The organism is Hydrogenophaga sp. A37 (assembly GCF_002001205.1).
Classification (GTDB): Bacteria; Pseudomonadota; Gammaproteobacteria; order Burkholderiales; family Burkholderiaceae_C; genus Hydrogenophaga.
The window spans coordinates 1-12946 of record NZ_MUNZ01000101.1 but is presented as its reverse complement, the minus strand read 5'-3'; the positions used below and the strand labels follow the sequence as shown (position 1 = coordinate 12946).

At 68.3% G+C, this 12946-nt stretch carries 11 protein-coding genes; 9 read left to right on the top strand and 2 right to left on the bottom strand.

Features of this window, described 5'->3' with window-relative positions:
* The first annotated feature begins 15 nt into the window (after positions 1 to 15).
* The 8 genes from B0E41_RS11095 to B0E41_RS11060 all read left to right on the top strand — a co-directional run bounded on the left by B0E41_RS11095 (position 16) and on the right by B0E41_RS11060 (position 8585).
* On the top strand, positions 16 to 1653 hold the full coding sequence (locus B0E41_RS11095) for an amidohydrolase (protein WP_143433788.1): 1638 nt from the start codon (positions 16 to 18) through the stop codon (positions 1651 to 1653).
* 132 nt (positions 1654 to 1785) lie between these two features.
* A complete protein-coding gene (locus tag B0E41_RS11090) occupies positions 1786 to 2847 on the top strand; it encodes a GTP-binding protein (protein ID WP_077331216.1) in 1062 nt (353 codons plus the stop codon).
* Positions 2848 to 2884: 37 nt separating this feature from the next.
* On the top strand, positions 2885 to 4201 hold the full coding sequence (locus tag B0E41_RS11085) for an ABC transporter substrate-binding protein (protein ID WP_077331215.1): 1317 nt from the start codon (positions 2885 to 2887) through the stop codon (positions 4199 to 4201).
* Positions 4202 to 4211: 10 nt separating this feature from the next.
* Positions 4212 to 4937: an ATP-binding cassette domain-containing protein gene (locus tag B0E41_RS11080; RefSeq protein ID WP_077331214.1), complete on the top strand. Its 726-nt coding sequence runs from the start codon at positions 4212 to 4214 to the stop codon at positions 4935 to 4937.
* Complete coding sequence (locus B0E41_RS11075) at positions 4924 to 5622, top strand: ABC transporter ATP-binding protein (RefSeq protein WP_077331213.1); 699 nt, start codon at positions 4924 to 4926, stop codon at positions 5620 to 5622. The genes B0E41_RS11080 and B0E41_RS11075 overlap by 14 nt, the downstream gene beginning before the upstream one ends.
* Before the next feature lies 1 nt (position 5623).
* Positions 5624 to 6490 (top strand): branched-chain amino acid ABC transporter permease, encoded by an 867-nt coding sequence (locus tag B0E41_RS11070; RefSeq protein WP_077331212.1) that lies wholly within the window; start codon positions 5624 to 5626, stop codon positions 6488 to 6490.
* Positions 6487 to 7440 (top strand): branched-chain amino acid ABC transporter permease, encoded by a 954-nt coding sequence (locus B0E41_RS11065; protein WP_077331211.1) that lies wholly within the window; start codon positions 6487 to 6489, stop codon positions 7438 to 7440. The genes B0E41_RS11070 and B0E41_RS11065 overlap by 4 nt, the downstream gene beginning before the upstream one ends.
* A complete protein-coding gene (locus B0E41_RS11060) occupies positions 7437 to 8585 on the top strand; it encodes an ABC transporter substrate-binding protein (protein WP_077331210.1) in 1149 nt (382 codons plus the stop codon). Before B0E41_RS11065 ends, B0E41_RS11060 begins: the two co-directional genes overlap by 4 nt.
* Positions 8586 to 8627: 42 nt before the next feature.
* Here B0E41_RS11060 and B0E41_RS11055 read toward each other — a convergent pair whose 3' ends face one another.
* Both B0E41_RS11055 and B0E41_RS11050 read right to left on the bottom strand, forming a co-directional pair.
* Positions 8628 to 9998: an aspartate aminotransferase family protein gene (locus B0E41_RS11055; RefSeq protein WP_077331209.1), complete on the bottom strand. Its 1371-nt coding sequence runs from the start codon at positions 9996 to 9998 to the stop codon at positions 8628 to 8630.
* 265 nt (positions 9999 to 10263) lie between these two features.
* Positions 10264 to 11241 (bottom strand): helix-turn-helix domain-containing protein, encoded by a 978-nt coding sequence (locus B0E41_RS11050; RefSeq protein ID WP_077331208.1) that lies wholly within the window; start codon positions 11239 to 11241, stop codon positions 10264 to 10266.
* Between the two features lie 256 nt (positions 11242 to 11497).
* On the opposite strand from B0E41_RS11050, the gene B0E41_RS11045 reads away from it, so the two are divergent.
* The coding region (locus B0E41_RS11045) for an aldehyde dehydrogenase family protein (RefSeq protein ID WP_077331367.1) at positions 11498 to 12946 on the top strand (1449 nt) is incomplete at its 3' end.

The following is a 12946-nucleotide window of genomic DNA, read 5'->3' as shown; positions in this document are numbered from 1 at the left end:
GTCAGAGCAATCGCCATGCCAGAAATCATCCTGCACCATCCCCTGATCTGCACCATGGACAAGAGCCGTCCGTGGGCCGAGGCCATTGCGGTCCGCGACGGCCGCATCGTGGCCGTGGGCTCCATGGAAGACGCCCGCCAGGCGCTGCCGGACGCACCCCTCGTGCGCCTGCCCGGAGAGATGGTCACCCCGGGCCTTCTGGACGTGCACAACCACTTTGTCTGGGCCGGCCGCGCCGAGCTTTACGAGATGTTCGTGCCGCCCTTCTTCAGTCTGGACCAGGTGCTGGACGCGGTTCGCGTGGCCGCGAAGAGCAAGGCCCCCAGTGAATGGATCGTGGGCGGCATCTGGGGCTCGGCACTGATCGGCCAGATGGATCGAAGCGCCCGACTGCGGCTGGACGAGGCCGCGGGCGGCCGCCCGGTGATGCTGCGGGACGACTCCCACCACAACCGTTTCGTGAGCACCGCGGCCCTGGCCGCCGCGGGCATCGACAACGACACGCCGGACCCCACCAACGGCAGCATCGTGCGCGACCCAACCACCGGTGAAGCCACCGGCCTGCTGCTGGAGGCCGCCTGCAGCCTGGTGGAGATGGCGGTGGCGAGCGCGCTGGATGCCGAACCCCGGCTCGACGTGGAGGCAGCGGCACACGCGGTCAAACGCCTGAACGCCGTCGGCGTCACCGGCATGCAAGAGGCCCTCACGACGCGCGCGGTGATGCGTGCCCTCAAGACCCTGGACGACGAAGGACGCCTGAGCGCCTGGGTCATGGGTTCCCTGCCCATGACGGAGGCCCCGCTGGCGCCCGGTGAAATGCCGGACGAGCTGCAGGCCCTGCGAGATCAATTCCGGACCCGGCACTTCCTGCCCGACGCCGGCAAGATCTTCCTCGACGGCGTGCCCACCTCACGCACCGCCGCCATGCTGGAGCCCTACCTGCCCGATGCGGTGCACGGCTGCTGCTTCCGGGGCGGCACCACACTGACTGTGCCGCAACTGGCCCGCGTGCTGGCCGACTGCGAACAGAAGAACATCCGGGTCAAGATCCACTGCACCGGCGATGCGTCCACGCGCGCGGCGCTCGATGCCATCGACGTGCTGCGCAGCTTCAACGGCCCGGGTCTTCAGCACCACATCGCGCACGCGACCTTCATCGACCCGGCCGAGATCCCGCGCTTTGCCGAGCTCAACGTCGTGGCCGACCTCTCGCCCCCGCTGTGGTTCCCGAGCGTGATCATCGACGCCATCCGCACCACCGTGGCCCAGTCCATCGTCGACCGCATGGCGCCCATCCGCTCGCTGGTCAAGGCCGGTGCCTTGATCGCCGGCGGTTCGGACTGGCCCGTGGTGCCCGACCCCAGCCCCTGGCCGGCCATGCAGGGCATGGTCACGCGGCGCGACCCGTCGGGCCGGGTCGAGGGTGCGCTGGTGCCCGAACAGGCCATCGGCGTGCAGGACGCGCTGCGCGCCTACACCGTCAACGCCGCCCAGGCCACCGGCCTGGCGGACCGGGCGGGCTCCATCCAGGTCGGCAAGTCGGCCGACCTGGCGGTGCTGGACCGCCGGGTCTTCGACATCGACCCCAACCAACTGGGCCAGACCCGGGTGCTGCAGACCTGGTTCGAAGGCCGCTGCGTGTATGGGCAATGAACACCCCCGCCGCGCTTCGCGCGACCCCCTCAAGGGGGCGGCACTGGCCGTCCGGCGAAGCCGGCCCGGCGGCGCCCTGGGCGGCACCCTTCCATGCATCGGGCTGGCGCTCCGGCGCCATGGAGCGTTGACATGAACGACCCGCGTCTTCCGGTGACCGTGCTCACCGGTTTTCTGGGCAGCGGCAAGACCACGCTGCTGCAGCAACTGATGCAGCGCGAGGAGTGGCGCCACACGGCCGTGATCATCAACGAGCTGGGCGAGACCGGGCTGGACCACCTGCTGGTGCAGCACGTCGCGCCCCATGTTCGCCTGCTCAAAAGCGGCTGCCTGTGCTGCTCGGTGCGCGAGGACCTGACGCTGACCCTGACGGACCTGCTGGCGCGCCGGCAACGCAAGGAGCTGCACTTCGAGCGTGTGGTGGTGGAGACCACCGGGCTGGCCGACCCCCTGCCGGTGATGCACACGCTGACGACCCATCCGGCGCTCGCCCGCGACTTCCGGCTGGCGGGCGTGGTCGCGGTGGTTGATGCCTTCAATGGTTTTGCCACCCTCGACCAGCACGAGGAGGCCCGGCGGCAGGTGGCCGTGGCCGACGCGCTGCTGCTGAGCAAGTGCGATCTGGTGCAAGCGGTGGCACGGGAACAGCTGGAGCAGCGCCTGGCGCGCATCAACCCCAGCGCACCCCAGCACCGGGTGAACCACGGCGCGCTGCGGTCCGAGCACCTGCTCTACCTGGAAAACCTTCACAACCCCTTTCTCTCTCAGCAACCGCCGGACGCCCCCGCGCCGGGCGCCGGCACCTGGCTGTTCAGCGCGGCCAAGGCCCGCACCGGATCGCTGTTCCAGCGCGCGCATCGCCCCCACGCCAGCGACATCCAGACCCTCTGCCTGACCGTGGACGAGCCCTTCGAAAACGAGGCCTTCCGGCACTGGCTGGGTCTGCTGACCGCCATGCGCGGCGAGCGCCTGCTGCGCTTCAAGGGCCTGATCCACATCGCCGAAGACCCGGAACGGCCGCTCGTGGTGCATGCCGCGCAGCACCTGGTCCATCCCCCGGTGTCCCTGCCGGCCTGGCCCGATGCCGACCGCCGCTCGCGGCTCGTGTTCATCACCCAGGGCATGGAGCCTCAGGTGATTCAAAACACGCTGCACAAGTTCACCGGCGCCCGCGCCGCGCCCTCGTTGACCTGACCGTCGCCCGTTCAACCCACTTCCCCGGAGCACCACCATGACCGACCAGCCCAAGCCCTTCCCCACGCCTTTTGCACCGGCACCCCGCCGAGACTTCCTGAAGACCTCGGTCGCCCTCACCGCCGCCAGCGCCTTGCCTGGTTTCGCCATCGCGCAACAGAAGACGCTGCGCATCGGCTACATCACCGCCCTGTCCGGTCCGAGGGCGCCGTTCGGTGTCGCCGACGAATGGCACCTGGCGCGCATGCGTGCGTTGTTGAAGGACGGCATCGAGGTGGCGGGTGGCAAGCGCCTGCCGGTCGAAATCATCATGAAAGACAACCAGTCCGAGGCCAACCGGTCGATGCAGGTGGCGCAAGACTTGGTGCTGCGCGACAAGGTGGACCTGATGCTGGTGCAAGACGGTGACGCCAGCACCATTGCGGGGCAGCTGTGCGATGTGCACGGCATTCCCATGGTGAGCACCATGTCGCCCTGGCAAGCGTTTCTGTTTGCCCGGAACGGCAAGGTGAGCAAAGGGTTTCCGTTTTCCTTTCACTTCTTCTGGGGCGCGGACGACCTGGTCAAGCAATTCGTCGCGATGTGGGACAGCGTCACGACCAACAAGCAAGTCGGCACGCTGTATGTGGACAACCCGGCGGGCCAGGCGTTTGCCGACCCGTTGCGCGGCATGCCGGCCATGATCCGCAGCGGCGGCTACCGGGAATCCACAGGAGGCTTCTTCAAGCTCTCCGCCGACGACTTCTCGAACCAGGTGAGCACGTTCAAGAACAGCGGCACGCAGATCATCAGCGGCTTCGTGTACGAGAGCCATTTCGCCACCTTCTGGAAGCAGGCACAGCAGAGCGGCCTTCGGCCGGAGGTGGTGAGCGTGGCGGCTGCATTCCCGTTTCCCAGCGCCGTGAAAGCGCTTGGCAACGCCGGCAACGGCATGAGCACCGAGGTGGTCTGGGCGCCGACCTTCCCGTTCCGTTCTTCGCTGAACGGTCAGAGTGCCAGGGATCTGGTGACCGACTGGGAGAAAGGCACCGGCCAACAGTGGATACAGCCGCTGGGCTACGTGCACGCGCTGTGGGAGGTGGGCCTGCACGCGCTCAAGACGGCGGCTGATCCGTTCGACCGCAAAGCCGTGCGCGATGCGATCCAGAACATGACCCTGGACACCATCGTCGGCCGGGTGGACTTCAAGAACAGCCCGATCAAGAGCGTGGCCAAAACCGCGCTGGCCGGTGGCCAGTGGCGCCGCACGGCGAACGGGGCCAAGCACCCCTACGAACTGGTGGTGGTGAACAACGCGCTGGCGCCGGCCATCCCCCTGGGCGGCAAGCTCGAACTGCTCTCGCAGATCAAATAAGGCCCACCCCATGAGCTTGAAAGTCAGGGGCCTGTGCAAGGCCTACGGCCAGGTGGTGGTGGCCGACCAGATCGAGATCGATCTGCCGGTCGGCCAGTGCCTGGGTGTGATCGGTCCCAACGGAGCTGGCAAGAGTTCGCTGTTCCACCTGCTAACCGGCACCGTGGCGGCCGACGCGGGCCACATCGCGCTCGACGGCCGGGCCCTGTCGGGGCTGCCCGTCCACCGGCGCGCCCGCCTGGGCGTGGCGCGCGCCTTCCAGGTGCCGCAGCCCTTCGGCAACCTGAGTGTGTTCGACAACGCCCTAGCGGCGGCCAGCTTTGCCGGTGGCCTGCGCGGCGAGGCGGCGGCCCAGGCCGCGAGCGAGGCCCTGCGTCGCTGCGGGCTGGAAGCGATGGCGCACAAGACCGCCGGTGCCCTGCCCCTGCTGGACCGCAAACGCCTGGAGATGGCCAAGGCCGTGGCCTCGCAGCCGCGCCTGCTGCTGCTCGACGAGGTGGCCGGCGGCCTGACCGAGCGCGAGGTGCAGCAGATGGTGGAACTGGTGGGGGAACTCAAACAGCGCTACGCCGTGATCTGGATCGAACACATCGCGCACGCGCTGCGCGCGGTGGCCGACCGCATCATGGTGCTGCACTTCGGGCGCAAGCTGCTGGAGGACAGCCCCGCCGAGGTCATGGACAGCGCCATCGTGCGCGAGATCTACATGGGGGTGCCCGCCAATGCCGCTGCTTGACATTCAACAGCTGGACGTGTTCTACGGCGACTTCCAGGCGGTCTCGGGCGTGAGCCTGTCGCTGTCAGCGGGCGAGGTGCTCGCGCTCATCGGCGCCAACGGCGCGGGCAAGACCACGCTGCTGCGCGCGCTCACCGGCCTGCACCCGCCGCGCTCGGGCCGCATCCGCTTCGACGGCGACGACGTGACCGGCCTGCCCGCCGAAGCCCTGGCGCGCCGCGGCATCGCCATGGTGCCCGAGGGCCGCATGCTGTTCCCCTCGCTCACGGTGCAGGAAAACCTGCAGATGGGGACGCTGACCCGCCGGCGTGGCGTCTGGACGCTGGACGCCGTGTACGACGTGTTCCCGGCGCTGAAAGACCTGCGCCAGCGCAACGCCATGCAGCTCTCGGGCGGGCAGCAGCAGATGGTGGCCATCGGCCGCGCGCTGCTGAGCAACCCGCGCCTGCTGATTTGCGACGAGCTCTCGCTGGGCCTGGCGCCGCTGATCGTGCAGGAGATCTACCGCACCTTCGAGCGCATCCGCGGCGCCGACCTGTCCATCGTGCTGGTGGAGCAAGACGTGGCGCGTGCCTGCGCGGTCTCCGACCAGGTCACCTGCCTGCTCAAAGGCCAGGTCACGTTGCAGGGCGTGAGCCAGGCCATCGAACTTTCGCAGGTGACTGCGGCCTATTTTGGGGAATGACTTGGACTGGCTATCGACCTTGATCAACGGCCTGCTGCTCGGCGGCCTGTACGCGCTCTTCGGCCTGGGCCTGGCGCTGGTGTTCGGCGTGATGCGGGTGGTGAACCTGGCCCACGGCGAATTCATCGTGCTCGGCGCCTACGCCGGGTTCTTTCTGGTGGGCTGGTTCAGCGCCGTGCCGGTGTGGGCCATGCTCATCCCGGTGGTGCTGATCGGCTACGCCTTCGGTTGGCTGCTGCAGGCCACGCTGCTCAACCGCGCGGTGCGCTCGGGCAACGTGCTGACACCGCTGGTGCTCACCTTCGGCCTCTCGGTGCTGCTGCGCAACGGCATGGTCGAGCTCTTTGGTGCCGACTCGCGCGCGGTGGACGCCGGTGCGCTGGGCAGCGCGAGCATGAACCTGTTCGGCCTCTCGGTGGGCGTGTACCCGGTGCTGATGCTGCTGCTGGCGCTGGCCCTGTTCGCCAGCCTTCAGTGGGTGCTGCGGCACACCGAGTTCGGCCGCACGGTGCGCGCCACGGCCGACTTCCCGGACGTGGTGCGGCTCATGGGCGTGAAGCCCGAGCGCGTGTTCTGCCAGGTCATGGGCCTGGCCGCGGCCTTCGCCATGGGCGCGGGCTACCTGCTCGCGCAGCGCACGCTGTTCACACCGTTTTCGGGGGTGGAACGCATGCTGGTGGCGTTCGAGGTGGTGATCATCGGCGGCCTCGGTTCGTTCTGGGGCGCCATCGCCGGGGGCCTGGTGCTGGGTGTGGCCCAGCTCTTTGGCCAGCGTTTCGACTCCAACGCCGGCTCGCTGTACGCGCACCTGCTGTTCCTGATCACCCTGATGGTTCGCCCCAAGGGCCTGGCCGGAGGCCGCGCATGAAAACCGCCTCGTTGCTTCCCCTGGCCTGGACCCTGCCCTGCGCGCTGGCCGCCTGGCTGGCGCCGCACTGGCTGGACGCCGGCCTGATGCGCCTGGCCAGCGAGGTGCTGCTGGCGATCTGCATGGCGCAGATGTGGAACCTGCTGGCCGGCTACGGCGGCCTGATGTCGCTGGGCCACCAGCTGTTCATCGGTGTCGGGGCCTACGCGCTGTTCGATCTGGCGCAGCGCACCGGTGTCTCGCCCTACTGGCTGCTGCCGCTGAGCGGCCTGGCCGGCGCGCTGTGCGCGGCGCTGATCGCACCCGCGCTGTTCCGCTTGCGCGACGCCTACTTCGCCATCGGCATCTGGGTGGTGGCCGAGGTGGTGGCGCTGCTGGTCTCCAAGACATCGGCGCTCGGCGGCAGCGCGGGCCTGACGCTGGACATGTCGGCGCTGGACGACATCGAGTTCTTCGGCCAGATGAGCTTCTGGCTCGCCTGCGCGCTGGGCATCGTGTCGGTGGCCGGCATGCAGCAGCTGATGCGCTCGCACCTGGGCCTGGCCATGACCGCCGTTCGCGACAACGAGGTGGCTGCGCGCAGCGTGGGCATAGACGTTCAGCGCGTTCGCCTGGTGGCCTTCGTCATCTCCGGCGGCATGAGTGCACTCGCGGGCGCGGTGTATTTCATGGGCGGCATGTTCCTCGCGCCCAGCGCGGCCTTCGACGTCAACTGGGTGGTGATGATGCTGTTTGCCACGCTCATCGGCGGCATCGGCACCATCGGCGGCCCGGTCATCGGCGTGCTGGTCTGGTTCGGGTTGCGCGAGCTGCTGGCCACCTCGCTCGGCATCTCGGGTGGCTGGTACCTGATCGCCATGGGCGCCGTGGCGGTGGTGGTCAGCCTGTGGGCCCCACGCGGGCTGCTGGGACTGCGCCCCTGGATCTCTCTCCGCAAGGCCACGTCATGAAACGCTCCGCCCGCTTCCTGCCTCTGGCCACCGCGTTGGCGGCCTCGGCCGCCAACGTCTGCGCGCAAGGCAACGGCCCGCCGCCCATCGTGGTGGGCGCGGTCAGCAGCCTCACCGGCCAGGGCGCCTCGGACGCCAGCGTGCAGGCAGCCCGCCTGTACTTCGACGCCATCAACGCCGCCGGAGGCATTCAGGGGCGGCGCATCGAATACCGGGTGATCGACGACCAGATGTCGCCGCAGCAGGCGCATGTGGCCGCCACCCAGCTGATTCAGGACCCGCGCACCGTGGCGCTGGCCGGAGGCTCCAGCGCACTGGAATGTGGCGTCAACCAGGCGCGCTACGCGCAAGCCGGACTGTTCAACCTGCCGGGCGCAGGCGGCGACCCAGCGTGTTTTGCCTCGACCCACATCGCGCCCTTGAACGCAGGCCCCTATGTGGCCACCGCCACGGCCCTGAGCTTCGCGCACCAGGTGCTGCGCCACGAGCGCCTGTGCGTGGTCTCTCCCGCGCTGCCGGGCATGACCGAGGCCTTTGAAAAAGCGGTGCGCCACTGGACCCAGCGCACCAAGGCGCCCGCGCCGTCGCTGGACATGTACCAGCTGGGCGAACCCCTGCTGCCACTGGTGCAGCGGGTGGCAGCGCGCCAGTGCCAGGCGGTGATCTACACCGGCCCCGGCGGCCCCGCCATCGAATGGGTGCTGGCCAGCCGGCCAGCGATGCCCCAGGTGCCCATCGTGATGCTCACGCCGGTCTACACCACGCAGGCCGCGCAGGCGCTCGCGGGCGCGGGCGACGGCCTGTACGCGATGGCCGAGTTCGACCCCTGGTCCAGCGGCTCGCTGCAGATCATGGGCTGGCGGCGCCTGCTGATCGCCCGACAGATCGAACCGAGCTCGCTCTCGCAAGGCGGCTATCTCGCTGCACAGGCCCTGGTGCACACCTTGACAGGCATCCGCGGCCCCATCACCCGGGCCAGCGTGTCTCAGGCCCTGGCGACCATGGCGCCCTGGCGCAGCGGCATGATGGACCAGCCCTTTCGGGTGGCTACCGACGGCCGGCACCAGCTCAACCGCAGCGCCCTGCCCATGAAGCTGGAGGCGGGCAAGTGGCGCATCGCCCATGCCCAATGGATCCGCGAGTGATCGCGGATCCACCGCACAACCGCCAGGCCGGCGGTTGCGGTATTAGAGGGTCTTGAGACCTTCGCCGAAAACGTCCAGCGCCTTGAACAGCAGCTTGCGCGGAATGGTGAGCGAGGGCATGACACGCATCACGTTGGTGTAGCGGCCGCAGGGCACCATCAGCACGCCGTGGCTCAGCACATGGCCCATGAGCTTGCCCAGCTTTTCACCGATCAGAGGCTCTTTGGTGGCCTTGTCTTCGACCAGTTCGATGCCGATCATCAAGCCGCGGCCGCGCACCTCGCCGACATAGGGGCTGTTGAAACCGCGGATGTATTCCTGCACTTCCTGCCCCAGCTGGTGGGCACGGTTGAGCAGGTCCAGCTTCGGGTCTTGCAGCAGGCTGATGTTGGTCAGCGACACCGCGGCTGACAGCGAGTTGGCGGCGAAGGTGTTGGGCGCCGAGCCGTCGGGAATCTTCGCCGCCAGGTCAGAGCGCATCACCAGGCCCGCCATGGGAACGTCGCCGCCCATGCCTTTGCCGAAGGTGAGCATGTCGGGCTTCACGCCCGAGTGCTCCACCGCCCACATCTTGCCGGTGCGGCCCGCACCCGACTGGACCTCGTCCACGATCAGCAGCGCACCGCTCTTGTCGCAGGCCTTGCGCAGCAGCTGCAGGAACTCGGGCGATGGCGGCACGTAACCACCCTCCCCTTGCACCGGCTCCACAATCACGGCCGCCACGTCGTCGGCGGCGGTGTACGGCGTGTTGAGCAGGTAGTCCACGTACTCGCCCGCAATCTGCTCGGCGCTCTTGTGGGTGGTGTCGAAGGGGAAGCGGTAGGCGTAGGGATAGGGCGCGTGGATCACGCCGCCCATGAACGGACCGTAGCCCTTGCGGTAGGCCGTGCCGGTGGTCAGCGCGTTCGAGGCATTCCACACACCGTGGTAGCCGCCATGGAAGGCAATGATCTGGTGGCGGCCGGTGACGCGCTTGGCGAATTTCACCGCCGCTTCGAGCGCGTCGCTGCCGCTCTGCGCAAAGAAGGTGATGCAGTCGCCGCGCAGGCCCTCGGGCATGATTTCGGAGATCTTGGCCGCCAGCTCGGTGCGCTTGGTGCTGTTGACCTCCATGGCGTGCATCAGCACCTCGGACTGCTGGCGGATGGCCTCGATCACCTTCGGGTGGCAGCGGCCCACGCTGCTCACGCCCACACCGGCGGACAGGTCGATGAAGGTGTTGCCGTCCGGATCTTTGATGGTGACGCCGAAGGCCCGGTCCATGACGACCGGCATGCGGCCGCCACCGCGCGCCATCGATTCCGTGCGCGCGGACAGCGCCAGGGCTTCAAGCGCCTTGGGGCCGGGAAAGGTGGCGGACACCATGTGGGGGGCGTCGGGAAAGCTCAAGGCTTCCAGCTCTGTTTCGTTCATAAATGCACCTTGGAGGAACAGGGGTCGGCGACGTCCCGCCGCCATGGGCGGCGGGCATCGATGAGGACAAAGTGGCGCGGCATGCGGGTGAACCTGAACGCCGTGCAGATGCACCGCGGCCCAGGGCAACAAGCGCCTGCGCACTGCTTTGGTGTGGGTGATTCTGTTTCTGGGCACCCGCCTGGGGTTAGCCCGAATCGGCAAGCTTTGATGGCCTGCCTTCACGCCGGCCAACAACCGGTCTGGCGCACAGCGCCAGCGGTTGTCAGGCGACGGCGGCTTGCCGTGCCGGTGGCGCGCTGCGAGCGCGCTGCGTCTGCGAGGGCAGCTCCATGAACAGCTCCTGGTACTCCGACGCGAAGTGGCTCAGGTGGAAGAACCCCCACTTCGCGGCCGCGTCCCCAATCGACACGTCGTTCGCGCAGGTGGCCGTGAGTTCGCGACGCACGCCGTTGAGGCGCACGCTGCGGATGTAGTTCACCGGGTTGGTCTCGGTCACGCTCTGGAAGCTGTTCTGCACGGTGCGGCGGCTGACCCTCAGACGCTGGCACAGTTGCTCCACACTGGGTGCGTTGGCGGCGTCCGACACCGTCATGTGGTGGCACTTCTCCACGATGAAGCTGCGTGACGAGCTGCCGTGGCGCTGGGTCCGGTCGCACGCGGGGTCAGAGATCAGGCGCATCAGCTCGCCCAGCATGGCCTGCTCGATCTGCTGCTCGGCCTCGGGTGTGGCCACCTGCTCGGGGGCGGCGATCACCGCGTTGAACAGGGCCAGCAGTCGCTTGCGGCTCTCCACGAGGCGGTGGCCGGGCACCTGCACCACGGGTTGTTTCAGCAGTGCATCAATGCCGGTGGGCCAGGGCGCGCCCGACATCGCGCGCTCGAAAGCATCGCGCTCGAAGGTGATCGACAGCATGTCCATGTGCATGGGCATGTGGAACATGAACTCGTCGCCGCCCTGCAGCACGAAGATGCACTTGTCGTCCGCCGCCCGGCCCTGCACCCGCGCCGCACCCGTCACGGCCAGCGGCACCGCGAAACAGATCTGACCGCGCGGCGCCTCGCCCTGCTGGACCACCCGCTGGTTGATGTGCTCGCGGAACGCATGGATGCGCGCGGTGGAGAACTGGGACAGCGCGCATTGCGCAGCGCCGGCAGAGATCTGGCTGTAGGTCTGCCCCCAGCCATGCACCGAAGTGGCGTGCAGGTGCACGTCGTTGAAGCGATCTGTTCTGGTGTTCATGAGATCCCCGGTCAGCGTGGTCCGAATGCGGGCATCTGGCGGCCCGTGACGAAGTGATCCCTGTGCGCGCAAGAAGTGTGCCTCTGGCCCCGGGCATGCAGGTACCCGTGCTAACCCGAAGGCACCCGCGCAAACCTCGACGACTTGCTGATTTGGGCTACTGAATCACCAGAACCCACACCGACACTCGGCACTCGTTCGGGGCCACACCTGGTTCCTGTGCATCGATCTCCTCCACCCACCCGACTTTTTCAAGATGACCCAGCATCTCAAACACTTCATCGAAGGCGCGCACACCGAGGCCTCCGGTGGCGCCCGGCTGAACCTGATCAATCCCGTGGATGAACAGGTGTACGCGACCGCCGCCAGCGGCACCGCGGACGACGTGGCGCGCGCCGTTGCGGCGGCCCACGCGCAGCTGTATGGCGGGGCCTGGAGCAAGCTCAACGGCACCCACCGCGCGACGCTGCTGAACAACCTGGCGGCCCTGGTCGAGCGCGATCTGGAAATCCTGGCCGACATGGACGCGCGGGCCATCGGCCGCTCGCGCATGGAGCCGCGCATGATGGACGTGCCCAACGCGGTGGCCCACCTGCGCGCTGCAGCGGGTTGGGCCAACCAGCTGGAGGGGCGCACCATCCCGAGCGGGGGCTACATGGGGGTGCGCACACTGTCTTACACGGTGCGCGAACCGGTGGGCGTGGTGGCGGCCATCGTGCCGTGGAACTCGCCGCTGATGATCACCACCTGGAAGCTGGCGGCGCTGCTGGCGGCGGGTTGCACGGTGGTCATCAAACCCTCTGAAGAAACACCGCAGTCGGCGCTGCACCTGGCCGCCCTGTGCCAGGAAGCGGGCTTCCCCGACGGCGTGGTCAACGTGGTGATGGGCCTGGGCAACGTGGTGGGGCGCGCCCTGTGCGAGCACCCGCTGGTGGCCAAGATCAGCTTCACCGGCAGCCCCGAAGCGGGCGCGGCGATCCAGCGCATTGCCGCGCCGCTGTTCAAACGGGTGACGCTGGAGCTGGGAGGCAAGAGCCCGCAGATCGTGTTTGACGACGCCCGCTTCGACGACGCCGTGCGCGGCTGTGCGATGGGCATCTTCATCAACCAGGGGCAGGTCTGCGCCGCAGGCTCGCGCATCCTGGCGCAGAAAGGCATTGCGGGGCGGTTCTCCGCCGCACTGGCGCAGGCCGCGAAAGCGGTCACGGTGGGCGACCCTGGCCAGGATGGCGTGCAGATGGGGCCCGTGGCCAAGAAGGCCCAGTGCGAACGGGTGAACCGCTACATCCAGCTCGGCATCGACGAAGGCGCCGAGCTGCTGGCGGGCGGCGTCTCGGAGGGTGGCAAGGGCTGGTTCGTCAGGCCCACCATCTTCGGCAAGGCCAGCAACCAGATGACCATCGCCCGCGAGGAGATCTTCGGCCCCGTGGGCACGGTCATCGAGTTCGAGACCGAAGAGGAAGCCATTGCCCTGGCCAACGACTCGGCTTACGGCCTCGCTGCCACCGTGTGGACCAGCAACCTCGAGCGCGCGCACAAGGTCGCCGGAGCGATCCGCGTGGGCGCCGTCGGCGTGAACTGCTGGAGCCCGCTCGACGCCAACCTGCCCTGGGGCGGCCTGAAGACCAGCGGCATCGGCCGCGAAGGTGGCCTGCCCGGCGCGCTGGCCTACACCGAAGAAAAAGTCATCACCGTGCTGCTGCCC